Raw genomic sequence first — 24,257 nt, 5'->3', positions numbered from 1 at the left:
CGGCGGATTTAACGATGCGCAACGTAGTGGTTGAAGACGCGGCGGCGGCCGTGGAAGGCATCAAGGACGGCGACGCCGTCATGATGGGCGGGTTCGGCGGAGCGGGGCTTCCGCTCGGAGTGGTCAAGGCGGTGCTCGACCGGGGCGTCCGCGACCTGACGCTGATATCGAACAACGCCGGCTCCACGGAGGACGATCTGTCGCTGTGGTTCGAAGCCAGGATCGTTCGCAAGATCGTCTGCTCCTATCCGCGCAGCGCCAAGCAGTTCGCCGAACAATATCGTGCCGGCACGGTCGAGCTCGAACTCGTTCCGCAGGGCACGTTGGTGGAGCGCATCCGGGCGGGCGGCGCCGGTCTCGGCGGTTTCCTTTCTCCCGTCGGCGTCGGAACGGTATTCGCTGACGGCAAGGAGAAGATCGTCGTCGACGGACGCGAATTCATTCTTGAGCTACCGCTTCATGCAGATTTCGCTTTCGTCAAAGGTCATCTCGCCGACACGCTCGGCAACGTCACCTACAACAAGACGGCGCGCAACCACTGCGCGGTGATGGCGACCGCCGGCCGGACGGTCGCCGTGGAAGTCGACCGCGTGGTCAACGTCGGCGATTTGGATCCGGAAGCCATAGTCACTCCATGCATCTTCGTCGATCGCGTTTTCGCAAGGAGCTCCCGATGATCCCGCTTTCACGTGACGCGCTGGCGCGCATGGTCGCGTTGCATCTTCCCGAGGAAGGATTTGTGAACCTCGGCATCGGCGCTCCGACGCATGTGGCCGATTACCTGCCGGCCGGTTCGGGCGTGGTCCTTCACAGTGAGAACGGTATCCTTAACGTTGGCCCGAAGCCCGCAGCGGGCGAGGAGGACTGGGACCTTATCAACGCCGGAAAGATGCCGATTTCCTTGCGGACGGGCGGTTCTTACTTCGACTCAAGCCTTTCGTTCGCGATGATGCGGGGCGGCCATCTCGATGTCGCCGTGCTCGGCGCGTTTCAGGTCTCCAAGGACGGCGACCTCGCCAACTGGACGACCGGCGACAACGGGTCTCCCCCCGGGATCGGCGGAGCCATCGATCTGGCGGTCGGCGCCAAGTCGATCTGGGTGATGATGGACCACACCACGAAGGATGGCCGCTCCCGCATCGTGGAGCGATGTGGATATCCGCTCACGGCGCGCAGAGTGGTAACCCGCATCTTCACCAACCTCGCCATCATCGACGTGGCCGAGGGAGGACTGGCGGTCCGAGCGCTGCTCGACGGCCTTACGGTCGAGGCGCTGCGCGATCGGACGGAGGCGCCGCTGCACCTCGCCGGTGAGTTCCAGACGATCAGGCAGGACGGGAGCGTTGCATGACCTATCGCGTCGCCGAACTCGTCGCGGATAGCCTCGTCGCTCATGGAGTCGACAGGGCTTTCGGTGTGCCGGGGGAGAGCTTCCTGGCGCTGCTGGATGCGTTGCGCGATCGCAACGACTTCGATCTGGTGACCTGCCGACACGAAGGAAGCGCGAGCCTCGCGGCCGTCGCGGACGCCAAGCTCACGGGTCGTGCGGGCGTCGTGATGGCGAGCCGTGGTCCGGGCGCCTTCAACGCCGCGCTCGGACTACACGTGGCCGCGCAGGAGGCGATCCCGCTGGTGATGCTGGTCGGTCAGGTCGACCGTCCGAATCTCGCGCGCGACGCCGTGCAGGAGATCGACTGTGGCCGTTCGTTCGACGGCGTGCTGAAATGGTCGGTGCGTCTGAACTCGGCAGATCTCGTTCCGGAGATGATGGCCCGCGCGTTCGCGGTGGCCCATGCAGGAACACCAGGCCCGGTCGCGGTCGAGCTGCCTGAGGATCTCCTTGAGGAAGCGGCCGAGGGGCTCTCCATCAGAACCAACGGGCTCGCGCGTCCGGAGCCAAGCGGTTCGGCTATCGAAATTGCGGCGGCGGCGTTGACGGCAGCAGAGCGGCCGATCCTGCTGGTTGGCGGCGAATGTCGAACGGTCTCGTTCCGCGAAGACCTGGTCACGTTCTCCGAGAAGTGGAGCGTCCCTGTCGTCACCATGAACAAGATGCAGGACCAGTTTCCGAACGCTCACCCGCTGTGGGCCGGTCAGTTCGGATTCTTCCCGTCCCAGCCCCACGTGAAACTGCTCGAACGCTCCGACCTCATCGTCGCCGTCGGGACGCGTCTGGGTGATCTGTCCTCGCTCGGCTTTGCGGTTCCGAGACAGGCCGAGCCCCGCCAGCCGCTGATTCACGTGTATCCGGATCCCAATGCCATCGGAAAGCGCGTCCGAGCCGACGTCGCGGTCGTCTCAGGAGCGCACGCGTTCGTGTCGGCCATGCTCGCCACTTCAGCGATAGCTCCGGACCGGACCGAGTGGCTTCGGGCGGCCGCCGCGGTGCGGACGGCCACGCACGGTTGGCCTCCTTTCGGCGTACCGCCGGCGGACGTGTTCGGTCACGCGGTGGCGGCCATCGCAGCACACTTCAGGCCCCATGGCATCGTCACGACGGACTCCGGCAATTTCGCCGGATGGGTCCATCGCATCTTCAGCCTCGAGCCGACCGCGCGGCTGCTCGGCTCGGCTTGCGGGGCGATGGGCAGCGGAATCCCGTCCGGGCTCGCCGCAAGCCTTCGTTTTCCCGGGCGGCAAGTGGTCGCCTTCTGCGGAGACGGCGGCTTCCTGATGACGGGCAATGAGCTTGCGACGGCCGTCGCCAGAGGCGCGAACCTCAAGATCGTCGTATCCAATAACCGGTCCTACGGGACCATTCGGTCGCACCAGGAGCGGGCCTATCCCGATCGTCCGTACGGCACCGATATTTCGAATCCCGACTTTGCCGCTTTGGCACGCGCCTTCGGCGCGACGGGCTTCGTCATCGAGGACGCGGAACGTGCCCCAGCGACGGTCGCGGAGGCGATGACGACCAGAGGGCCGGTCGTCATCGAGGTGCGCTCGGACGTGCGTCAGACGCTCGACAAATCGCTCGCCGCTTCACGATGAAACCAGCTCGGATTAAGGCCCAGGGAGAAAACACGATGGACGCGATCGCAATCGATGAGCCCGAGGTCACGATCTCTTGGCAGGGCGTCGTGCGCTTCTTGCACAAGACCCCGCGCGCCTTTTTGCCGATGCGCTCGTTTCCCTCGCTCGAGCTCGTCGCTGGACGCGGTATCGAGGGCGATCGATATTTCGTCGGCCACGAAACAGGATTCTACTCCCACAAGCCGGAGGAGGGACGGCAGGTCACCCTGTTCGAGATGGAGACGCTCGAGGCCCTGCAACGCGACCACAAGATCGAGTTGCTGCCCGAGGAACATCGCCGCAACGTGACCATCGAAGGTGTCCCGCTGAATCATCTCGTCGGCCGTCGCTTCCGGCTCGGAGAAGCGATTGTCGAGGCGACCCGTCTTTCGACGCCGTGCCGGCACATCGAGGAGATACTCGGCAAGTCGGTCTTCGATCCGTTGATCAACCGGTCGGGGCTGAACTGCAAGATCATCGCGGGGGGCACGCTGCGCGTCGGCGACGCCGTGAGGCCGATCTAGATGGCGAAGGCGATCAAGACGGTCTCCACCGTTGTCTCAAAGGTAGAGGATCTCGGCAACGACACCAAGCGCTTCACGCTGGTCGACCAGGACGATTGGGAACTGCCACCGTTTCGGCCGGGGGCGCACATCGACGTTCACCTGGGCCAGGGGCTCGTCCGGACCTATTCGCTCTGCAATGACCCGGACGACGATCGGCGTTACGTGATCGCAGTGAAGCGCGAACGCGAAGGCCGCGGCGGCTCGAACTTCCTGCACGACCGGGTGGAGGTGGGACAGCCGATTTCGGTCTCGCTGCCACGCGGCGGGATCGCACTGGACCAGGAGGGAACGAACGTATTCCTCGCGGGAGGCATCGGTGTAACCCCGTTCATCTCCGCAATTCGGCATCTCGAGCGCCGAGGGCGCTCGAACTTCGTGCTGCACTGGACCAGCCGCGGACGACCGGTCCTGACCGACATGATCGCGTCGGCAATCGAAGCAGGCCGTGTCCGCCTCTACGACACGACCGCGCAGACCAAGCCCGTCATCGCCGCGATCGTCGGGGAATTCACCGGATCTGGCCTGGCGGCCTGCTGCGGACCCGCCCCGATGCTGAAAGCCTTCGAAGATGCCGTTTCGGCCTGGCCGGAAGAGCGGAAGCACATCGAGATGTTCACGCCGCCGAAGGTCTCCGCCAGAAGCGACGTGCCTCCCTACGAACTTTATCTGTCGGCGAGCCAGAAGCTCGCGACTGTCACACCAGATGTTGGTCTTCTCGGAACGCTCGACGCGCTCGGCGTCGAGGTCCCCGTGTCCTGCGGCGGCGGCATCTGCGGCGCCTGCCGCACGCGCTGGACCGAGGGGCCGCCCATCCATCGCGATCGCGTGCTTTCAATTGCCGAGCGGCAGAATGAGCTCATCGTCTGCGTGGGCGATTGCGCCGGACAAAGGCTGGTGCTGGATCTGTGATCAGTCGGGGTCCCGTTCCACGGTTTGAACTGTCGGTGGTTTGGTGCGAGATCGATGCAGGCAAAAACTTCGGAAAGAGCCGAGCGCAATGACACTCAACCTCAAATTCCTCCGCGTGCAGAGCGGCATGACGCTGGAGCAGCTTGCCGCCGATTCCGGTCTGACCCGCAGCTATCTTTCCAAGCTCGAACGTGGGCTTTCCTCTCCGTCGATAGGCTCCGCGCTCAAGATCGCCGAGGCGCTCGGAACGACCTTAGACCACTTCTACGGTCAACCCGACGACCACGACCCGATCACGATCGTCCGCGCGAAGAACGGGAGGGCGGGCGACGTCGACACGCACCTGTCGCTAGTCGCCGGACTGGCTCCCGAACGCACGATGCGCGCCTTCATCGTGCGACCGACCAAGACGGCGAAACGCGGTCGCATCATGAGTCACCACGAAGGTGAGGAAATCCTGTTCATCCTCACGGGTCGGATCGAACTCGTCATCGGAAAGCGCAAGGAGACCCTGAATCCCGGCGATTGCATCCAGTTCGATTCCACGATCCCGCACAAGCTGATCCAGGTGTCTTCCGAACCGGCATCGGCGCTCGTCGTGATAGCGACCAAGACCGCATAGAGGTGCCAAGAATGCCGATCATGCTGCGAAAGAAGGACTTTTACGCCGGGCTGCTCATGGTGCTGCTAGGCGCCGGGATCGGTCTCAACTCGGCTACCTATTCGCTCGGGACCTTCGCGCACATAGGACCAGGCATGTTTCCGTTCATGCTCGGCGTCATGATGGCTATCGTCGGAGGCTTGATCTTCGTCACCGGTTTGGCGACGCCTCTCGAAGAGGGAGAGCGCATATTGCCCGCGGCGATGGAGTGGCGCGGCTGGGCCTGCATCCTCGCGGGACCGCTGATGTTCATCCTCTTCGGCCTCTATTTCGGCATGGCCGCGGCCACCTTCATGTGCATCTTCGTCTCCGCGCTCGGCGACAGAACCGCCACCGTGAGACGTTCGGCCGTCCTGGCTGTGGTCGTCGCGGTGGTCGGCTGCCTCCTCTTTTCCTACGTGCTGAAGGTTCCTTTCCCGCTGTACCGTTGGGGGTTTTAGATGTTCGCGAGCGCGCTTTCCGATCTCTGGTACGGCTTTGGCGTCGCTTTCGAGCCGCAGAATTTCATGTGGTGTTTCGTCGGCGTCCTTGTGGGTAACATGGTGGGCGTCCTGCCGGGAATGGGGCCACTCGCCACGATCTCGGTGCTGCTGCCGCTGACGTTCGGCATCAAGCCGGTCGGTGCCATCCTGATGCTGTCAGGGGTGTTCTATGGGGCACAATACGGCGGCGCGATTTGTTCGATCCTGCTCAACTTACCGTGCCATCCGCCGCACGCGGTGACGTGCCTCGACGGATTTCCGCTGACGAAGCAGGGCCGTGGCGGAGCGGCGCTCGGCATCACGGTCCTATCCTCGTTCGTCGGCGCCTCTTGGGGCATACTGGAGATGATCTTTCTGGCTCCGGTGCTGGTGAAGGTCGCGCTGGAGTTCGGTCCGACCGAAATTTGCTCGCTGATGCTTCTGGGCTTGCTCGCCGGTTCGACGCTGGCGAAAGGCTCGCCTCTCAAGGGCATCGCCATGACGTTGCTCGGCCTGTTTCTAGGAATCGTGGGAACGGATGTCGAGACCGGCTCGGAGCGCTTTACCTTCGGCATCCCGAATCTCCTTGACGGCATCGAACTCGTCGGACTCGCTCTCGGTCTATTTGGTATCGCCGAGTTCATGAAGAGCGTGAACCAATACTCCGAGGTAAACACGCGCTATTCGAAGGTGGGCCTGCGCGATCTGCGTCCGTCGCGCGACGAACTCCGCCGCTCCATCCCCGCGATGTTGCGCGGCACCATCATCGGGAGCCTTTGCTCCCTCATTCCGGGAACTGGACCAACGATCGCATCCTTTATCTCCTACGCGGCCGAGAAAAGGGTTTCGAAAACGCCAGAGAAGTTCGGCACCGGCATGATCGAAGGCGTCGCCTGTCCGGAGGCATCGACGCATTCGTCGGTACAGGGCGACTTCATCCCGACCATGAGCCTCGGTATTCCCGGCGACGCAGTGATGGCCCTGATCCTGGGTGCGCTGATGATCCAGGGTATCGTGCCCGGTCCCCAGCTGATCAAGGAGCATCCGGACATCTTCTGGGGCCTGATCGCGAGCTTCTGGATCGGCAACGTCATGCTGGTCTTGCTCAACGTCCCGCTGATCGGGTTGTGGGTGAAGCTCCTGATGATTCCTTACAAATATCTCTATCCAAGCGCGTTGTTCTTCGTCGCGATCGGCGTCTACTCGACCAACAACGACATGTTCCAGGTCGGCGAGACCGTCGTCGTCGGGTTGATCGGCTATCTGCTCCTGCTGCTCGATTTCCACCCGGCCTCGATCCTGCTCGGCTTCGTCCTGGGGCCACGCCTGGAAGAGAACTTCCGCCGTTCGCTGCTGGTCTCGCGCGGTGACGCCATGATTTTCGTCGAGCGGCCGATCAGCGCGTTCTTTCTGTTTCTTTGCGTGACGCTTTTGGCGGCACAGGTCTACGTGCGCTTGCGCAAGCCGAAGGCCCTTGCGGCGCTCGACGTCGCGGAGGGGAACGGCGTCGCGACCGCCCGACCCGCGGAGTGAGCTTTTAGTCGTTCAAGGGCCGGTCGCTTCGCGGCCCAGTAAAGACGAGAGACGGTCCAGGCAACAAGAGCTCCAAGGCAAGAAGTATATCGACGAACGCGCCACCCGCGAGATGGCGCAGAATCGGCACGCCAGCAAACGCACGGTGCAGGGTAGCCTCGCCTACCTGGGCGGATACCGGCCATGCGTGCGCGTTCGGCATTGCGGGCTTTCTGGCGGAGCGACGATCTGCGGGCTTGTCGGTGACGCCGCCGTACGATCTAGTCGGGTGTCACGCCGTGGGGCTCGCTGGGATCGAACTGTCGGATTGCCCGTAGACGAGGCTGCAGTGCTCTTTCCTCCGGGCGACGGCTTCAAACGTGCCATGGCCGGTGTCGACGTCGCCCGAACGCTCGTCGCAGCCCTGTGCTGTGGAATGATGGAGGCCTTGCTCGATTGCGCGCTGGCGGCCACGAACGACCGGACCGCCTTTGGTTCGAAAACCATCGATTTTCAGGGCTGCAATGGCTGCTGGCGGACGTCGCGACGGACCTTCACGCCGCGCGGCTGTTGTTCTCTGCTGCGGCATCCAAGCTCGATCGCGGTGAGCGCGCTAGCGTTGACACCGCCCACGCGAAAAAGTTCGCCACGAGAGCCGCAATGAACGGCATCATACGCGTATGCAATCGATTGGCGCGAGAACGCTTTTGACCCAGGCGCCGATAGCGCGTCATGTGACCGCGGCAAAGACGGCCCAATATCTGGACGGAACGACCGAAATTCAGCATGTCGTGATCTCTCGCTCACTGAAGAGTAGAGTGAGGGACCAGCAGGGAGCGGACGATGTCAGAAATAGACAACGAGAGGTTCACGAATGATCCGCGCTCGCTTTTTCGCTCCAATCTCGATGAGCTTGAACAACGGATAAAGACGGCTTGCGTGCGGGCAGGCCGTCGCCGCTCGGAAGTTCGACTGTTGCCCGTTAGCAAGACGGTGCCAGCCGCCGTCATCCGTATCGCGTCCGAACTCGGCCTCTCTAACTTCGGGGAAAACAAGGTTCAGGAAGCCGAGGGCAAGGCTCGAGATCTCGCCGATCTGTCGCTGAACTGGAGTATCATCGGCCACCTCCAGACAAACAAAGTGAATTCGATGATCAAGTTCGCCAGCGAGTTTCACGCGCTGGACAGCATACGATTGGCCGATGCGCTCCAGGCCCGGCTCAGCGCCGAAGGTAAACGTCTCGACGTATTCGTCCAGGTCAACACCTCCGGTGAGGTGAGCAAATACGGTCTCGCGCCGAACGAAGTGGGTGACTTTGTACGTCGGCTTCCCGACTATCCGGCCCTGATTCCTCGCGGCTTTATGACTCTCGCAATCTTCAGTGGTGACGCCGACAAGGTTCGCGGGTGTTTCAAGTTGCTGCGGCAGTTGCGAGACGCGTTACGCGATAGGACATCGCCGCGACTTAAGGTGCTCTCTATGGGCATGACAAGCGACTTCGAGATAGCAATCGAAGAGGGGGCTGACGTCATTAGAGTTGGCCAAGCGATTTTTGGGCCACGACCGACGAAAGACGGACACTACTGGCCCGGGCTCCTTCGAGGGAACGAAGGATCGTCTTAATGCATAGTGCTTCGCGCGGCGCTAAAACGCGAGCGCGGCCTCCCTTGAAGCGGTCCGCCGCTCCATAAGCAGAATCCGAGCCGCAATGGGTGCGACGACGATCAATCCAGAGATGGCAGCCCGTTAAGGGGAAGACCCGCTTGCGGGGCTTCAGCGCAGCCGTAAGCTGGGTCCCACAGGGGTGACGCCAATTCTCGCTCGGTGAGCGGCTGGAAAATAGCACGGAAATCTCCTGAAATTCGGTGAGCGCGCCGCAATCGTTTGCTCGCTGGCATGAAATTTTTGAATCGTTCGTCCTGATCGATTCAATAGTTTATTTGGACGGCCGTTTCGGTAGCATGCGATTCTGGCGCATGTCCGAACTCACGGTGCAATACGTCGTGCTCGAACGCTGCGATCCGGCCCGTAACATGGCCCGGTTCTATGTGCTCACGATCGAGTCGACCCTCTTTGGCGATACTGCATTGGTGCGCGGATGGGGGCGTCTCGGCCAGCGCGGCCGGCGGCGCCTCGATCTGTTCGCAGGGCGGGTGCAGGCCGTCGAGGCACTCGAGGCCTGGCTCGTGCGCAAAGCCCGTCGTGGCTACGTCCGGCGAAATTCCACAGCTTCAATGAACCATCCCGTCCACCGTGACATCGCCAGACTGGAAGAGCGACCAGCAACCAGATGAAGCTTCGCAAAACATTAGCGCGATATTGGTGGCTGAGCTGCTCGATCAGGTCTAGGCCGATTTGCCCAGCCGGTTGCAATGGTACGATGAATGCTGCATAATACTAAGGTGTTGATATTGTTCGCATAACATAGATCTTGGTGGAATGTATTCCTAGAAAGGGAATCAAAACGGTCCTTGCGAAGAATCGCGCTGAACGTGCACGTGCTGCAGAATTGGCAGGAGCCCTTTGAGAGGCGTTTTGCGCCAATTTTTTCCTGGTCCAGACCTCCTCCCATCCGGTTCATGAGCTCGGAGGCTCTAAAAGCTGTATGAAGTCGACCTGCTTGAAGTAGGGCCGGGGCCGACTAGGAACTTTAGGACGTTTCGTTTATTTCGTTTGTTGCGTTTATTTCGAATATGGCGTACATACAAAGCCGTACAGGGGAGAAGATACGATGACCATGCCAGCCTACGCCGAAGAGCTGGGGGGGACTCGCCTGCCTTCCGCGAGCGAGAAGGCGGCAGCCAACCAGCTTCGTCAGATTCTCGCGTCGCATGCGACGGGAGACGCCAAACTGCGCGTGCTCGACGATGCGCAACAGGCTGCTGAGATAACCTTGTCGCCGGCCCTGTCGAGCCTCTTGATGGAATTGCTTCGGCATATCGGTCGCGGCGATGCGGTGACGCTCGTGCCTGTGCATGAGATGTTGACCACGCAGCAAGCTGCCGACATCCTGAATGTCTCACGTCCGTTTCTAGTCTCGCTGCTTGAGAAGAACGAAATTCAGCATGTGACAGTGGGGCGTCATCGCAGGATTAGGGCAGAGGACCTATTCGCCTATAAGCGCACGCGTGATGAGAAGCGAGGCAACGCGCTTGCGAATCTCGCCGAGCTGGACGCGGAGCATCTGTAGCCTTGTTTGCAAACCGTTTCACCGCATTCGTCGATGCGTGCTCGCTTGCGAGCGCGCTCAAAAGGAACCTGTTGCTTTCCCTGGCCGAGGCAGAATTTTTTCGTCTCCGCTGGTCGAGCCGCGTCCTGGACGAGACCGAAGCAGCTATTAAGGAAATCTTGAGCGGCAAAGGCTTTGACGATGCAACGGCGCGCGCGGAGCGGGCGCGCGCCAGCATGGAAGCTGCCTTCGAAGACGCCATGGTTACAGATTTTGACAACTTCTTGCCGGTTGCGGCGGGTCTGCCCGATCCCGGCGATCACCACGTTGTCGCTGCAGCGGCCAAGACGCAAGCCGCAATGATCATAACGGAAAACCTTAAGGACTTTCCGGCGGCAGTTCTTTCCGACCTGAACATGGAGGCGAAATCCGCCGACGCTTTCATTGCGGATACCATTGCACTCGACGAAGCTCGCGCCGTTGCAGCCATTCGGCGTATGCGCGAACGGTTCAAAAAACCGGAAATGACGCCAGCGGAGCTATTGCTCGTGATGGAGGCTGCGGGACTGATCGAAACGGTTGACCTGCTAAGGCCACACGTCGAATCGCTCTAGTCGATTCGACAGCGACGCTCGCAACCTGACGATTCAGTAATTTAATTGGACGGCCCTTTCGGCAGCTACGATTCTGACGTGTGTCCGAACTCACTGCAATACCTCGTGCTCGAACGCCGCGATCCGGCCCGGAACATGTCCCGCTTCTATGTGCTCATGATCGAGCCAGCCCTGTTTGGCGACACTGCATTGCTGCGGGAATGGGGCCGTCTCGGAAAGCGCGGCCGCCGGCGCCTCGATGTGTCCGCTGGGCCGGGTGCAGGGCCGCCGAGGCGCTCGAGGCTTGGCTCGTGCGTAAAGCCCGTCGTGGGCTACTTCCGGCGAAGCCCCACAGCTGCAGTGAGCGGTTCCGTCCACCGCAACAGCAAAGTCGCCAGCAAAGCTGAAGCTTATGCGAATCAAGTCATGCGCGGACGCTCGGGCCTGCGTTTCAAGCTACTGATGGACAATTTGCTTCTCGAAGGATCTTGAGCGGTAACACCGTCGTTGGCGTGCAGTACAGCCACGGACATTTTCGCCGACCTTCACGTTGACGCCGGCGTCCTTGGCGGTCTTCTCGACCGCTGCGGTGCCGCCGAGAACGATCAGGTCCGCCAGCGAGACCTTCTTCACGCCGGACGAGGCATTGAACTCCTTCTGGCCACTCCCATATCTGGGAGGTGTGGCGTCTCTAATCGTTGTTCATCCCCGAATAACACATAGTGATCCCAGGCGGCGCTATTCAAAGGCAGACGCGGCCGTCGCGGATCACGCGGGTGAACTCGCTCCAGCACTTGAGCATGTTGTCCATCGCCTTAGCCTCTATCACCTTCGCCGCTGGCGCCAACGTCTTCTCGATGATCCGCGCCTTATCATCTTGCCACCAGCGCCGCCGCCAATCCAACCCGTCCAACAGCTCGACCCGGCCGCCTGACGAGCTCAATGCGAGATCTAAGGTCAGCAGCTTCACGGTATACGTTGCAAACAGGCTTGCCTTCTCCGGCCGCTATTGATCAACGCTCTGCCCTCTTGCCTAACCACCCGAATGCTTCCTCATTGAGAAATGAAAGGCTTTCTCATCAGAGTAGGTAGGTGCTCGCTTCAGGTTGTTGCCGCATGCTTTCACCATCTCGCCAGACACCATTCATAACGATAGGACGCGTGCAGCAATGAAGACTTTGCTCAATCCCTCGCACGTCTCGCGCTCCCGTCAACTGTATGAGGATGCTGCCGCCCAAAACGATATTAATGTTTCGATCGGATGATACGACTTCAACGAGTACGTCTCGATTTTGTCAGCATCTTCGCCAATGAGGGCTTCATCATTCGCCTCATCGGTGTGCTCATGCTGAGCGATGGATGGGCCGTCCGGCGGGCACGCAACATACCTGGAAACCGTCGCCCCGTTGAGCGACGATCCGACGGTCAGCCTCCCTGCTATCGCCAGGCAACCGGCCGGCTCTTTCCGATGAATCGCGATCCGCCAGTTACATTACGGGGTGCGATACCAATTTGCAGTCAATCAGCTGTGCTACCCTCCACTCCTTGGCAGCAGTGGCAATCATCTTCCGCGAGATCACGCTCATCTCGATCTCTTCAATTCGGCGATGCGTCCTGATGCACGAAGATCAGGCGTGCCGGATGTTGCTTTGCCGCGAACAGCTGATCATTAGTGATGAGCCCGGTCTCGACGAGGGTGTCCAGAACCAGGTTTGCACGCTCACGTGCATTCGGAAGAGCAACATGCGAAGGTAGATCTAGTGGCGCATTTATCAGCCCGGCAAGCAGGGCTGCTTCGCCAAGTTCGATATCCTGAACCTGCTTGTGGAAATAACTCTGCGCAGCTTTACTGACGCCGAAGATGCCGCCTCCGATCTGCACACGGTTTAGGTAGATCTTCAGGATTTCATCCTTGCTGAGCCGCCATTCGAGCCAAATTGCGACAAGCGCCTCCTGAATCCTGACCTCCAAAGTTGGTTCATCTGAGGGGAATAGAATTCTCGCAACCTGCTGGGTAATGGACGAGCGCACGGCCTTTGTGCCCGGGCCGGCATGCAATGAGAGCGCGATCGCGGTAAGGTCAATGCCGAAATGGCTATAGAAGCGGCGATCCCCGGTTGCCAACGTCGCCTTGACTAGGACGTCCGGAAGCTCCTTCACTGAAATCGAGCTGTACGTCGCGCAAGCGCTGGTCAGACCCGTGCGGCATTCCGGCAGACAGAGTGTGGGATCGGCGCCCTCGCTCCAATCCTGATCACCTGTTTTCTGAAAAACGGGGTTTGCCGCGATCATTCACAGTATGAGGCTGATGAGCCCGAATGTTAAGGCTTCCGAAAGCGGATCGACGATCGTACAGCGCAAGGATCGGCGAACAAGCCTCGCACCGCGCATAAGCTCCGTTAGCATGCAGGCAATCGAATAGACACGCATGGCTCCAGCCATCATACGATCTTGGATTGGGGTTCTTCTTCGCGGTATCATCTGACTCACTTGCGTTTCAAATTATTTGAACTTAGCGCGTCGAAACGCGTGCCGCTTGCGGCACGCCGCTCCGTTCGGACGTCCCCACCAAAAAAAAGCATCTGTCGTAGTTCTGGAGCCGCGACACGCCGCAGCACAACGTAAGAACTCGCGCATCAGCTGCACCTTGCCGAGGGGGCCGGCAGCGAATTCTGCAGGTGAGAGGTGAGCCCGCGTGAATTGTTTAGCCCTCGCGGGCTATTGTCGAGCGCTTCTGGTCCGCAAGATCTGGTTCGGGTTGCCAGCAGGCGGGTTGCTCGAGCGAGTTGCGCGACGGCGCATGACTGCTGCAGCTCTCTGCGGAGTGGGCCGTAGCCATATGCAGCCGCGCGCGCTTTCGTCGGCTGCGAAAACGCCGAGTACGGACGCCGTAGCCAGCCCCACCGGCGGCGACAATCGAAAGGACAATAAGAGCTGTCACCATCATCTCAAGCGCGCCTCGCAGATCCTCAATGTGCCGGGCCTGCACCTTGAGGCCGGAATGTGTCTCGGTTCGGAGAATCGAACCGCTAGTTAGTACAACTTGACGCTAGGTACGATTCAAGTCTGTTAAGGGCCAGCTCTCGATTCAGTCAGGTGTCGGTTTGAACCGCCCCAGGTTTGCCGGAGGCTCCAACTCCTGAGAGGGAGCCATGCAAGCAAGACGACGAACAAGTTTTCGCCTGAGGTCCGGGACCGCGCGGTTCGGATGGTTCTGGATCACGCCGGCGAGCACCCTTCGCGCTGGGCGGCGGTGACATCGATTGCGGCCAAGATCGGCTGCACACCGCAAACGCTGCATGACTGGGTCAAGAAGGCCGAGATCGACAGCGGGCAGCGGACCGGCGTTCCGACTGAGATGGCCGAGAAGCTGAAGGCCCTGGAACGGGAGAACCGTGAGCTTCGGCAGGCCAACGAGATCCTGCGCAAGGCGAGCGCTTATTTTGCGATGGCGGAGCTCGACCGCCGGTCCAAGCCATGATCGCCTTCATTGATGATCATCGTGGGGCGCATGGGGGCGAGCCGATCTGCAAGGTATTGCCGATCGCCCCCTCGACCTACCACGCCCATGTGGCCAAGCGGCGCGATCCGGCCAAGCGGTCGGCGCGCGCCAGGCAGGATGCCGCGCTGAAGGTCGAGGTTCGTCGCGTCTTCGACCAGAACTTCTCCGTCTACGGTGTGCGCAAGATCTGGCGCCAGCTCAAACGCGAAGGCTTCGATGTTGCCCGTTGCACGGTGTCGCGATAATGCGGGACATGGGTTTGCAAGGGGGCATCCGCGGCAAATCCGTCGAGACCACGATCAGCGACAAGGCGGCGCCACAGGATCACGTCAACCGCCAGTTCAAGGCGCCACGGCCGAACGTCCTTTGGCTCTCCGACTTCACCTATGTCGCGACCTGGACGGGCTTCGTCTACGTCGCCTTCGTGATCGACGCGTATGCCCGCAGGATCGTGGGCTGGCGGGCCTCGCGCACGGCGCATGCAGGCTTCGTGCTCGATGCGCTGGAGCAGGCCCTGCACGATCGCCGGCCGGTCCATCGTGGCGGGCTCGTGCATCACAGCGACAGGGGTAGCCCAATACGTCTCGATCAAATACACCGAGCGCCTGGCGGAAGCCGGCGTGGAGCCTTCTGTCGGCAGCGTCGGAGATTCCTATGACAACGCTCTCGCCGAAACCATCAACGGCCTCTACAAGGCCGAGGTGATCCATCGGCGCGGGCCATGGCGCAGCTTCGAGGCCGTCGAGTTCGCGACGCTGGAATGGGTCGACTGGTTCAACAACCGGCGGCTCCTGGAGCCCATCGGCAACATACCGCTGGCCGAAGCCGAGCAACGCTACTACGCCATGCTGGAACAACCCGCCATGGCGGCAAAACTTAAACCAAAGGGCCTCCGGCAAACCCGGGGCGGTTCAGTTCGTGTAAGTTGTGATCATTCAGCGTAGTGGGCCTGCGCAATTCTCTTGCACCACGAACTTGCATGACGGCGGCGGTAACGACCGCAACCGGTGCTTAAATGGCGCAAATCATGCTCCCCGCTTCGATATAAGCATAAGCGTGCAGCAACTAGGCCTTCATTGGGAAGCTGCAAAAACAACGCCAGCGCGCGAGTTCATAAGAAGTGCAATTGTCAACCCACATCAAGATCGTCCCGATTTAACCGATTTGGCGAGGAGCCCACATGCAGCGTCTTTTGTCCGACAAGAAATTCGCCTGGTGCCGAGGCATCCGACCAGTCCGGGTTAATCCGCCTGCAGCGCGCAGCCCGCGCGTCTGGCCCAACCTTTGCTGTAGTGATGGACCCACTGTAGATCTGCATGAAGCTGACCACCGACTTTTAGGGGCGCGGTCCGGCGCGGTCTCACTGTGCGGTCGACCGCGCTTTCGATCTGGGAGGAGAGCTGTTCTAACGTTGGGATATGATGACGAAGAGGCCGTTGATGCAGAGTTCTCGAGTCGTCGCGCCGGAGATGAGTTGCAGATTGATAGTAGTGGGTATTCGCCGCGCATTTAAGCGGCGCGATCCCAGATAGGAGAGGTATGGATCGGATCGCTTGGGGTAAAGGCTTGCCAGAGCCCAACACGCAATTGTCTCATCTCGGTCGCGCGCCGGCTGAACACGCCGGGATGGTCAATGTTCCTGTCTATCGAGGTTCCACGATCGTTTCCGAAACCCTCGAAGAGTGGGATAGGCGCAAGCAGAATCCAGTGACGAACTACGGACGATTCGGCTCACCGCTGTCTCGCGCTCTCGAGGTTGCCATTTGTGAACTGGAAGGCGGGTATCGTTCGATCTTGTTCCCTTCGGGGCTCTCTGCGTGCTCCCACGCGCTTCTCGGGATCCTGAAGGCCGGGGATCATGTTTTGATCTGCGATAACGTCTATGAACCGGTGAGGATGTTCGCGAACCAGGTTCTAACTAGATTTAAGGTCAAGGTGGAGTACTTCCATCCCACACAACCTTCGGATCTACTCGCGAAGATTGGGACAAAAACGCGAGCTGTGTACCTGGAGTCCCCTGGGTCCATGACGTTTGAGGTACAGGATCTGCCCGCGCTGTGCGCGATCGCACATCAATCGGGTGCGCTCGTGCTCATGGACAATACTTGGGCGACGCCGCTCTATTTCAAACCCTTTCTCCATGGCGTCGACATCTCGATCCATGCCGCGACCAAGTATATCGTTGGTCATTCCGACGCCCTTCTGGGCATTGCTACCGCTAACAAGGAAGCGTGGCCGCTCCTGCAGCCAAGCGCTCATCATTTCGGGGAGATTGCTGGGCCAGATGACATCTATTTAGCTCTTCGTGGACTGCGCACACTAGCCGTTCGCATGAGGCAGCATTACGAAAATGGCATCAAGCTGGCTCAAAGCCTGGAAGACCACCCGGCAGTGGGCCGGGTTCTACACCCTGCGCTCCCAAACGATCCCGGCTACAATATTTGGAAGCGGGATTTCTTGGGTGCAAGTGGCCTGTTCGGCGTCGTTCTGAAGCCTATGTCCAAGGCCCAGCTTTCGCTTTTCTTCCAGAAACTGAGCCTTTTTGGAATCGGATTGTCGTGGGGTGGGTACGAAAGCCTTGTGCTGCCTGTCGATGATCCTCCACGAACGGAAGCAATGGTTTCATTTGATGGACCGTTGATTCGTATTCACGCCGGCATCGAGGGGCCGAGTGATCTCATTGCGGACATGCATCAGGCGCTGCAAGCCGCCTGCGAACACTCCGCGAGCGACGCTGCTTACCAGGATGAGAGCAGAGACGGGTGATTTCAAGGGCAGTATTGATGGCGCGGAGGAGGCCGATAAAAGCGACGCTTGGGGGCGCTCTCGAGCAGAGATCAGTAGCGCAGACAGTCGCGAGTTCTGGGCATGTTGGCCGACACGGCCGATGATCTACCATTTGTAAAGCGGATTTATGGCCGTGCATCTCCGAGGTGGAGCACCAGCCCCGTGCAGGAAGACCATGCGCACGGCTTCTGTCTGTCAATGTGCGTGAGCACAACGCCCATGATGTGCGGTCAGTTGGATGTCATTTAAGCCACAGGTGCCATTGCCGTATTCGGATGATTCGTTCGCCCAAACATGTCCGGGTGCTTTTGAACACGAGCGCTTGGCAATACGCGATCGCGCAACCGGGGATCTCCGGCGCTCCGTTCGGTACGGCGCGACCGCCAGGGTAAACGGGTATCGCAGCGGATGCATGCCATTTCTGCGTCTAATTGCCTCTGCGCCCTATGACGCGGGCGCTGGGTCTACGCTAGCTCGGCTGGCCCCCGGAGCAAAGGCGGGAGGCTGACCAACGCGTAAGATCATTCGCGTACTTGCCGATGCAACAAATATTCTTCAGCTAGCGCCAACAAGGTTGTCTCTCTTGCGACAAATGTCCGAATTCTAGCAGTGAACGTTGCGTCCCCAGTTCTCCAGCACTCGTGCTTTTGCGGCACTGCTCCTTGCGCCTCAGCTGGTACGACATTTGCTGGACGCTTCAGGTCCGCCTCCTCCCGAAGAAGCGCATGCACAATGTTCTCTATCGAGCAACTATCTGATCTGAGGCAACTCGATTGCAGCTCATGACGAGACGTATGATTGTCGCGTTCGGTCGAGCACTTCGCAAGCAAGAGGAGGCTGAAGTGGCGCAGGCCCCTGCCCAAATCGATCCACTCAAAAGACGCAGCACCGGTTTGCCTAAGTCGGTGGCGGGAGGCACCAAATGGACCTATTTTGCTTCATCGAATGCGCAAAACAGAGTCGATCTCCCGAGGTGTTGTTCGATCTGCTTGTGAGCTGTTCGAGCGAACAGGGCTTCAGTCAAGTCGCTTACGGGGCGCTGACGGACGCGGAGCCGACCCGCCGGCCAGAGTATCTGCCAGCCGCGGTGACAGTGAACTTTCCTTCCGCGTGGTGCGAGCGCTATGCTGAACGCCGATACAATGCCATCGATCCCGTGGTTCGGCGTACGACGATGCAGTCGGCGCCGTTTCTATGGGATCAACTCGCTCACAAATATCAATTGCAGCCCGGCGAAATGCGTGTGTTGAACGAGGCCAAAGAGGCCGGTCTGAAGCATGGCGTAACCGTACCACTGTTCGGACCATTTGGACAGCTATCTGTCGCATCCTTTGCATCCAGGTTCGACGATGTCGACCCTGAGTATCGCCTCAGTCGTCTCAACGCATTGGCCTGGCAGTTTCATCATGCATTTGCAGAGATCGCGCCGTCATCGGAGGGAAGATGCCATATGCAAGTGGCCCTATCCGAACGAGAAAAGGATTGCCTCCGCTGGGTGGAAGAGGGGAAATCATCCTGGGAAATCGGAGTCATCCTGAGAGTCAGCGAGAATACGGTGAACTTTCACCTGAAGAACGCGATGCGAAAGCTAGAGACGAACAGCCGTACCCATTGCGTTGCCAAGGCGATTCGCCTCGGTCTTATCTGACGTTTCGGCGCCGCTGCCGCGTATTGACCTATGCCGAACTCACGAGCGAGCGATCTGACCAGCGTGACAATATGACAATAGCAGCGAGGACACGTTCAGCCCAAGGTGCAGAAGATGCTGTTGCCGCGAATAGCTGACAAGCCTGTCATCTCGATCGTCTTCGGGAGCATAGATGCGCATCCCGCCGAGGGGTGGTCGTGTTTTCGATGCGGGAGAGATTCGCACGATTGCCTAAATTCGACGTGGACTGGCCATGACGGGAGACCATTCGCCGCATCGATGGCGCGTGCGATGACAGTGATCTTCGCAAGCGTGGTTGGTTGTGGATGCCGCCACTCGTCCAATATGGGAGCGGTTTTTGGGCTTGGATTGCTTGATGCAGCAAGCCCGCCCTCGCAAAAACAAGCCCCGGCCATGGGCCGGGGCTTTCGATCCGCCGTTCGTACTGCTGATCAATATTTCAGAAGAAACGGGCCGCCGAACTTATAGTTGAGCCGTGCAGTCACAAGATCGAAATCCTGGCGGATGCGATCGGTTCCGCCTGCGGGCGCGGCGAAGTGCACCGCTCCGGGCTGCATGAATAGGTGGTCGTACTCGAGGCTGACCGACCAGCTCGGCGCGAAACCGTACTCAATCCCAGCTCCCAATGCACCACCCCAAAGAATGTGGTCGCTCTTCCCAAGCTGCGCGCCCGTGAGGGTCGAGCTAATCTGATAGGTATTGCTCGTCACTGCGGCACCACCTTTGGCGTAAAATAATACGTTGTCCACGGCATAACCGATCTGCCCCGTTACCACGCCGAACGCATCAATCTTGGTCTGGTTAATATCCGCAAACGCGACGCTGTCATTCGAGCCAGTCAAATCAGCCCAGTTCCCCTGGCCTTCAACACCAAGGACGATCTGGCCCATCTGCCTTCGATAGCCGATCTGGCCACCCACAGTACCGCCGGTCGCATCATGGCAGCCCTCAGGCGTGCCGCCATTGAAGTCCCAGCAATTCGAGCTTGAGCCCAAGCCGCCGTTCATACCAACGTAGTAGCCGCTCCAGTCGTAGATCGCAGCCGCAACAGGCTGTGGAGCTTTGGTATAGAGAGGCTGGACGGGCTGCGCAGCCAGATCCGCGCCGAATGCGGGCGCCACCGCGCCAAGCGCCACAATGCTTACAGTCGCAAGCAACAAGTTCTTCATTTCTAATCTCATGTCTTGAGTGCCCCGAGCCTCGCGCGTCTTAACAACATCCGCGCGAATAGCTGTAACTGCATCGCAACATTTGCGCCGAAAGGAATGCTTGAACCGAACCCTGCGTCAGGTTGCGGCGTTGCGCGGATCATCTTCAACTGCCTCGCAATGCTCCTTCGCGTGCGAACGTAGATTGCGTAGGCGTGGGCGAAAAGCGGGCTGCTGATCTCAGCGGATTAAGCGCACCGCAAGCCACATGATGCCCAGCCACACCGCAACCGAAAAGAGCAAAGCGCTTTGCAACGTCCTTGCTCTTATCCTGTCACGCCATCGAAGGAGCTGCGATGAGCAACCGGTGAAGCGCCGACCCCGTACAACAGCTATCACTTCATCGTAATCTGCGAACCGGAAGTGAGAGCGATGCTTGCGAATATACGCCAGCCGCTCAGTGGGTGAGAGGCACTGTGCCCACACCTCCCATGCCTCATCATCAAAACACGCGCTATTCTCAAGGACCTCGGCGAGGCGCTCGTCAGGTTTCATGATGCATCCGCTGTACTGACTATCGCGGATCGAGTTCTAGGAGGGAAGCCTCACCTTCGAAACCTCTCAGTTTAGGTAGGCGAGTTCAGCGAATCGGACTCGGCCAGGAAGCATTGGTCACGGTCAATGCGGCGCTGATCCTGCGCGAGATGAAATTCGAAGTCGTGCGATGGCTCTGGATCTCTCTTCTCGCCCCGTGCAGATCGCCACGGGCATAGAAGCGGTGTAGATGCCGCAGGAGAGTGAAAGGTGCTCCTTTGTCGATGCTGTCGCAATCGTGCTCGCCCTCGCATTCGTTCAAGCGCTAGCTCGCGTGCCAGACATATCTTCTCCGCGGTGTGCACCAGCGCTGATTGGAATTCGGTCCGGCAATGGCTTCCGCGCATGCTAAGGTCACAAATCTACGTTGCAAGGTCCATGGCCGGTTGCGAATACACCGCCGCCGACTCGATCATCCGTGAACGGCCGACTCGCAGTCGTCACCGTCAGTGTCTCGGGTCAAATCGGCAATCAGTCACACGTTACACCGCGCCGTTGGGACTGACTCCACGCGAGCACGCGCGTGGCCTCCACGCTGCCTTGCGATTCTGTGCTCGACGAATTGATGACGGTGGGCGTTCGCCCTCGTGTGGCATCGGCAATTTCGAGCTTGAGCAAGGCCGAATGCAGCCTTAGGAACCACGGCGTGCGGGAACTCGGAGCGGCAGCGGAGCAGAAGTGCCGGAATGAAAGTAAGCGCCATAGAGCCGGGCGTGCTCACGTCGCTTGCGGGAACGCCAGCTGCGCATAGCATATCCTAATCCAAAGCCGCCGAAGAAGATCATAGTGAGAAAAAGCAGCGGTGTCGTCATCTCGATGTCCAAACCGGAGGATTGCTTTGATGTGTTACGTCACACTCCCGCCCTCGGTCGTTGACTAGTTGGTCGGCGCGAGGTGGCGGATGCCTGGTTCCTACAACGTGACGCTACGTACGATTCAAGTCCCTTCGGTTACTATAACGCGACATATGTGGAACGGCCCCGCGGGCAAGTGCTTTTTTAGACATTTGTCCTCCGGGAACGGTGCGGTCATATGTCCGGCCTTTCAGCGCGGTCGTGGACCGCTGGCCTCGATGAAATTCGCGATGCGAAGGGCTGATCAATCTGACGCGCTTTAAGCGCATTGTCGCGCCGGCCTCTCTCGCCTCGGGATTTCGTCCCGTGGGCTCATCGTCTAATCATGCACCTCGCCTCTGTCCGGCTACGTGCCGGGCAGTCTGTTCTGGTCGTCGTTCGGCTCAGGCACGTGCTGCGCCGCTTGCCACGCCAGTATTTCGATAGCTTCCGCCCTTGGTGAGGAGCGCCCAGATGATCCTCGCGATCTTGTTGGCAAGCGCGACCGCGACTACCTTGAAAGGCCGCCGCGCCAAAAGCGCGATTAGCCACCGCGGCGCTTTCTCGTTGGCCTTCACGCGTCACAAGACCGACGTCGCGCCACAAACAAGCAGCGAGCGGAGCGTCGGATTCCCCATTTTCGATATGTCGCCGAGCCGTTCCTTGCCACCGCTAGAATGGGGCTTTGGCGTCAGTCCCAGCCAGGCGGCGAAGTGACGGCCGGATTTGAATCCTTCGGGATCCGGGACCAGCGCTTTGACGGAAGCCGCCGTGATCGCTCCAACGCCCGGAATTGTGATCAGCCGCCGCATGTCCTCGTCACGCTTCACCTCGCCGACAATACCTCGTTCGAGCTTATCGATCTGGCGCGTCAACGCCTGGATCTGATCGGCGATTTCAGCCAAAGCCAAACGGGCGGCTTTTGGCAGGCAAACGTCCTCTTCGTCCCGCACGATCTCGATCAACTCTGCTACTTTCGCCGTGCCGGTGGCGGCTATAATGCCCAGCTCCGACAAATGCCCGCGAAGCGCGTTGATCGCCTGAGTTTGCTGGCGGAGTAAAAGAGCGCGCGTCTTCACCATGGCCGCCGCCTGCTGATCGGCCGATTTGATCGGAACGAAACGCATCGTCTCGCGGGTCACAGCTTCGCTGATCGCCTCGGCGTCGGCAGCGTCCGTCTTGCCCCGTTTCACGAACGGCTTTACGTAAACCGGCGGGATCAAGCGCACGTCGTCACCGAGCGCCGCAATCTCGCGCGCCCAATAATGGGCACTGCCGCACGCCTCCAAGCCGACCAGACACGGCGGAAGCTTTTCGAAAAAGCGCAGCACGTCGGCCCGACGCAGTTTTCGATTGAAGATCGGCGCGCCCTCGGCGTCGGCGCCGTGTATTTGAAAAACGTTCTTGGCCAAATCCAGGCCGATGGTGCTAATCTGATTCACGGAACGGCTCCCTACCTTGTGGCGTTGCAAGCAACGACCCACGTTTTAGCACTTTGATGCTGTCGGTAACGGGGCCGTTCCACACCATCAATCTGGATGGGACGCACTTCTATCCTGATTGCCGCGCCGCAAGCTACTCCCAGCCAAAATGTATTCTAACTTGAGGTGGCCTGCAGCAGCAGTGTGCGTGGAGCCAGGCATAGTATGCAGATCCGCGGAGCGGCCCACGCCGTGATCATTGCAGGAAAACGACATTCGTGATGGTTGATACCTGTGGTTTGGTCAGAGTGCTGCGGTTCTCTCGGCGGCATTGCCCCACCCGCTGGGGGCAACGGAGACGACTTTCGGTCGCAGCTGAAACGTGGACGAGACTAGCCGTCTCGCGGCGCACTCGGAGTGCCGTTAGGACCTGGACTATTTGCGCACCGCGGCGGCCGGCAGGCGGTCGCATTGCAGTGCAAGGGGTACCGTACTCATCCTCTGAGACCGAGGGCTTGAATACACGGTTCTTGCCTTGACGATGCCGGAGAAGTGGTCCTGCCACCTGTCCCGCGGCATGCCTGCTGACGAGACGAAACTGTTAGGGAAAAGCAGGCTGCCTGTATACCCATCGCTGGGCGAAAGGACCGCCGGCTCTCAAAACCAGGACGATGTCTTCTCATTACCCGATCGAGTGATCTAACCTACGCCTTATGCAGAATTCCGCCAGGTGCTAGGCGCAACCTCGATTTGATTAGACGAGTAAGAGTTGAACGTCCGATCGAGCAAATCGCCAAGAACGCAGGCGCCATGAGTCGGGTCGGACTTGGCTTCACGTGTCGTTCCCCGAGCTAGAACAAGTTTGGCGATTTGCGTACGATTGGCGATAGTACGGCGATCTGGCGGTAAAGCTGCGACTGCCTGGTCGAAAATGTTAGCTAGGATGCGGAGGTCTTCTGGATAGAAGAGGTCACCGTATTGTTTCGCCGGGACTGTTCGCCTGCTGGGTCTGCTGGCGCTCGCCTCGCCTATTGCGCCGAGTTCCAGCTTCGCCGCGACCAGTTCGCTTGTGAGTTCGTCGAGCAGCTTGACCGCTCGGAGCGCGAATTTGTCCTGGCAGATCAGTTGAGCAACGACCTCCAATTGTAGAGCAATGCGGTGCTCAAGGTGCTGAATGCGCGACGTGCAAACAATCTCCTTGGGCTTGTCGGTTGTCGGGCCCGGGCACAAAAACTTGCCATGCGTTCCATTTCCGTCGGGCAAATCGGCTGGTCTGCGCGAGAGCCAGTCGCTGTTGCTCAAGGTACAGAGCGCATAGGCTTTCATCGGGAGCAGGAGGAAGATGTTGATCGGGGTGTGCAGCGAGAAGCCGATAAATCGAAGCTCGCCGGCACGAAGGGCCGCCACGCTGCATCGAATC

21 protein-coding genes, 3 pseudogenes and 1 other annotated feature are annotated in these 24,257 nt (G+C 59.8%); of the genes and pseudogenes, 17 read left to right on the top strand and 7 right to left on the bottom strand.

All coding sequences use genetic code 11. From position 1 onward, the window contains the following. The first annotated feature begins 14 nt into the window (after positions 1 to 14). From IVA81_RS19340 to IVA81_RS19275, 14 genes are all read left to right on the top strand, one after another. Positions 15 to 677 (top strand): 3-oxoacid CoA-transferase subunit A, encoded by a 663-nt coding sequence (locus IVA81_RS19340; protein ID WP_018456527.1) that lies wholly within the window; start codon positions 15 to 17, stop codon positions 675 to 677. After that, a complete protein-coding gene (locus IVA81_RS19335; protein WP_247320933.1) occupies positions 674 to 1,351 on the top strand; it encodes a 3-oxoacid CoA-transferase subunit B in 678 nt (225 codons plus the stop codon). The genes IVA81_RS19340 and IVA81_RS19335 overlap by 4 nt, the downstream gene beginning before the upstream one ends. Then, positions 1,348 to 2,991 (top strand): thiamine pyrophosphate-dependent enzyme, encoded by a 1,644-nt coding sequence (locus IVA81_RS19330; RefSeq protein WP_247320931.1) that lies wholly within the window; start codon positions 1,348 to 1,350, stop codon positions 2,989 to 2,991. Before IVA81_RS19335 ends, IVA81_RS19330 begins: the two co-directional genes overlap by 4 nt. A 35-nt stretch (positions 2,992 to 3,026) precedes the next feature. After that, a complete protein-coding gene (locus IVA81_RS19325) occupies positions 3,027 to 3,536 on the top strand; it encodes an MOSC domain-containing protein (protein ID WP_247320930.1) in 510 nt (169 codons plus the stop codon). Further along, on the top strand, positions 3,537 to 4,487 hold the full coding sequence (locus tag IVA81_RS19320; RefSeq protein ID WP_247320928.1) for a PDR/VanB family oxidoreductase: 951 nt from the start codon (positions 3,537 to 3,539) through the stop codon (positions 4,485 to 4,487). A gap of 88 nt (positions 4,488 to 4,575) precedes the next feature. Then, positions 4,576 to 5,109, top strand: coding sequence for an XRE family transcriptional regulator (locus IVA81_RS19315; RefSeq protein WP_256469354.1), 534 nt, complete (start codon positions 4,576 to 4,578; stop codon positions 5,107 to 5,109). Between the two features lie 11 nt (positions 5,110 to 5,120). Then, positions 5,121 to 5,588, top strand: coding sequence for a tripartite tricarboxylate transporter TctB family protein (locus tag IVA81_RS19310; protein ID WP_247320924.1), 468 nt, complete (start codon positions 5,121 to 5,123; stop codon positions 5,586 to 5,588). After that, a complete protein-coding gene (locus IVA81_RS19305; RefSeq protein WP_247320922.1) occupies positions 5,589 to 7,142 on the top strand; it encodes a tripartite tricarboxylate transporter permease in 1,554 nt (517 codons plus the stop codon). 328 nt (positions 7,143 to 7,470) lie between these two features. Further along, positions 7,471 to 7,785: an acyl-CoA dehydrogenase family protein gene (locus tag IVA81_RS40685; protein WP_247320920.1), complete on the top strand. Its 315-nt coding sequence runs from the start codon at positions 7,471 to 7,473 to the stop codon at positions 7,783 to 7,785. Between the two features lie 179 nt (positions 7,786 to 7,964). Further along, positions 7,965 to 8,744: a YggS family pyridoxal phosphate-dependent enzyme gene (locus IVA81_RS19295; protein WP_247320918.1), complete on the top strand. Its 780-nt coding sequence runs from the start codon at positions 7,965 to 7,967 to the stop codon at positions 8,742 to 8,744. A 242-nt stretch (positions 8,745 to 8,986) separates the two neighbouring features. After that, on the top strand, positions 8,987 to 9,415 hold the full coding sequence (locus IVA81_RS40680; RefSeq protein ID WP_346659403.1) for a WGR domain-containing protein: 429 nt from the start codon (positions 8,987 to 8,989) through the stop codon (positions 9,413 to 9,415). 437 nt (positions 9,416 to 9,852) lie between these two features. Then, positions 9,853 to 10,311 (top strand): helix-turn-helix domain-containing protein, encoded by a 459-nt coding sequence (locus IVA81_RS19285; RefSeq protein WP_247320916.1) that lies wholly within the window; start codon positions 9,853 to 9,855, stop codon positions 10,309 to 10,311. Positions 10,312 to 10,313: 2 nt separating this feature from the next. After that, positions 10,314 to 10,904, top strand: a complete 591-nt coding sequence (locus IVA81_RS19280; protein ID WP_247320914.1) for a PIN domain-containing protein — start codon at positions 10,314 to 10,316, stop codon at positions 10,902 to 10,904. Between the two features lie 135 nt (positions 10,905 to 11,039). Further along, positions 11,040 to 11,375, top strand: a complete 336-nt coding sequence (locus IVA81_RS19275; RefSeq protein ID WP_346659405.1) for a WGR domain-containing protein — start codon at positions 11,040 to 11,042, stop codon at positions 11,373 to 11,375. On the opposite strand, the gene IVA81_RS40675 is transcribed toward IVA81_RS19275, so the two are convergent. The 3 genes from IVA81_RS40675 to IVA81_RS19260 all read right to left on the bottom strand — a co-directional run bounded on the left by IVA81_RS40675 (position 11,340) and on the right by IVA81_RS19260 (position 13,175). After that, on the bottom strand, positions 11,340 to 11,516 hold the full coding sequence (locus IVA81_RS40675; RefSeq protein ID WP_247803855.1) for a hypothetical protein: 177 nt from the start codon (positions 11,514 to 11,516) through the stop codon (positions 11,340 to 11,342). The two genes, IVA81_RS19275 and IVA81_RS40675, sit on opposite strands and share 36 nt — an antisense overlap. A 109-nt stretch (positions 11,517 to 11,625) precedes the next feature. Then, a complete protein-coding gene (locus IVA81_RS19265) occupies positions 11,626 to 11,853 on the bottom strand; it encodes a hypothetical protein (protein ID WP_247320913.1) in 228 nt (75 codons plus the stop codon). A gap of 626 nt (positions 11,854 to 12,479) precedes the next feature. Further along, entirely contained in the window at positions 12,480 to 13,175 is a 696-nt protein-coding gene (locus tag IVA81_RS19260) for a transglycosylase domain-containing protein (protein ID WP_247320911.1), read from the bottom strand. A 916-nt stretch (positions 13,176 to 14,091) separates the two neighbouring features. Here IVA81_RS19260 and IVA81_RS19255 point away from each other — a divergent pair. The 3 genes and pseudogenes from IVA81_RS19255 to IVA81_RS19245 all read left to right on the top strand — a co-directional run bounded on the left by IVA81_RS19255 (position 14,092) and on the right by IVA81_RS19245 (position 18,820). After that, positions 14,092 to 15,329 (top strand): annotated as a pseudogene (locus tag IVA81_RS19255) (IS3 family transposase). Then, positions 14,319 to 14,435, top strand: a sequence feature (AL1L pseudoknot). (Overlaps the previous pseudogene by 117 nt.) Positions 15,330 to 15,924: 595 nt before the next feature. Further along, a complete protein-coding gene (gene metC, locus IVA81_RS19250) occupies positions 15,925 to 17,151 on the top strand; it encodes a cystathionine beta-lyase (RefSeq protein WP_247320908.1) in 1,227 nt (408 codons plus the stop codon). Positions 17,152 to 18,094: 943 nt separating this feature from the next. Continuing rightward, entirely contained in the window at positions 18,095 to 18,820 is a 726-nt protein-coding gene (locus IVA81_RS19245; RefSeq protein ID WP_247320906.1) for a LuxR family transcriptional regulator, read from the top strand. A gap of 452 nt (positions 18,821 to 19,272) precedes the next feature. Here IVA81_RS19245 and IVA81_RS19240 read toward each other — a convergent pair whose 3' ends face one another. From IVA81_RS19240 to IVA81_RS19225, 4 genes and pseudogenes are all read right to left on the bottom strand, one after another. Beyond that, on the bottom strand, positions 19,273 to 20,010 hold the full coding sequence (locus IVA81_RS19240) for an outer membrane beta-barrel protein (protein WP_247320905.1): 738 nt from the start codon (positions 20,008 to 20,010) through the stop codon (positions 19,273 to 19,275). Positions 20,011 to 20,229: 219 nt separating this feature from the next. Further along, positions 20,230 to 20,544, bottom strand: coding sequence for a hypothetical protein (locus IVA81_RS19235; protein ID WP_247320904.1), 315 nt, complete (start codon positions 20,542 to 20,544; stop codon positions 20,230 to 20,232). 1,276 nt (positions 20,545 to 21,820) lie between these two features. Continuing rightward, a pseudogene (locus tag IVA81_RS19230) lies at positions 21,821 to 22,858 on the bottom strand (IS110 family transposase). A gap of 1,251 nt (positions 22,859 to 24,109) precedes the next feature. Continuing rightward, positions 24,110 to 24,257, bottom strand: a pseudogene (locus tag IVA81_RS19225) (chitooligosaccharide synthase NodC); the annotation flags it as partial.

The sequence above is a fragment of the Bradyrhizobium sp. 141 genome (assembly GCF_023074055.1).
Lineage (GTDB): Bacteria > Pseudomonadota > Alphaproteobacteria > Rhizobiales > Xanthobacteraceae > Bradyrhizobium.
The sequence above is the reverse complement of the archived record's forward strand: the minus strand, read 5'-3'. Positions and strand labels throughout refer to the sequence as shown.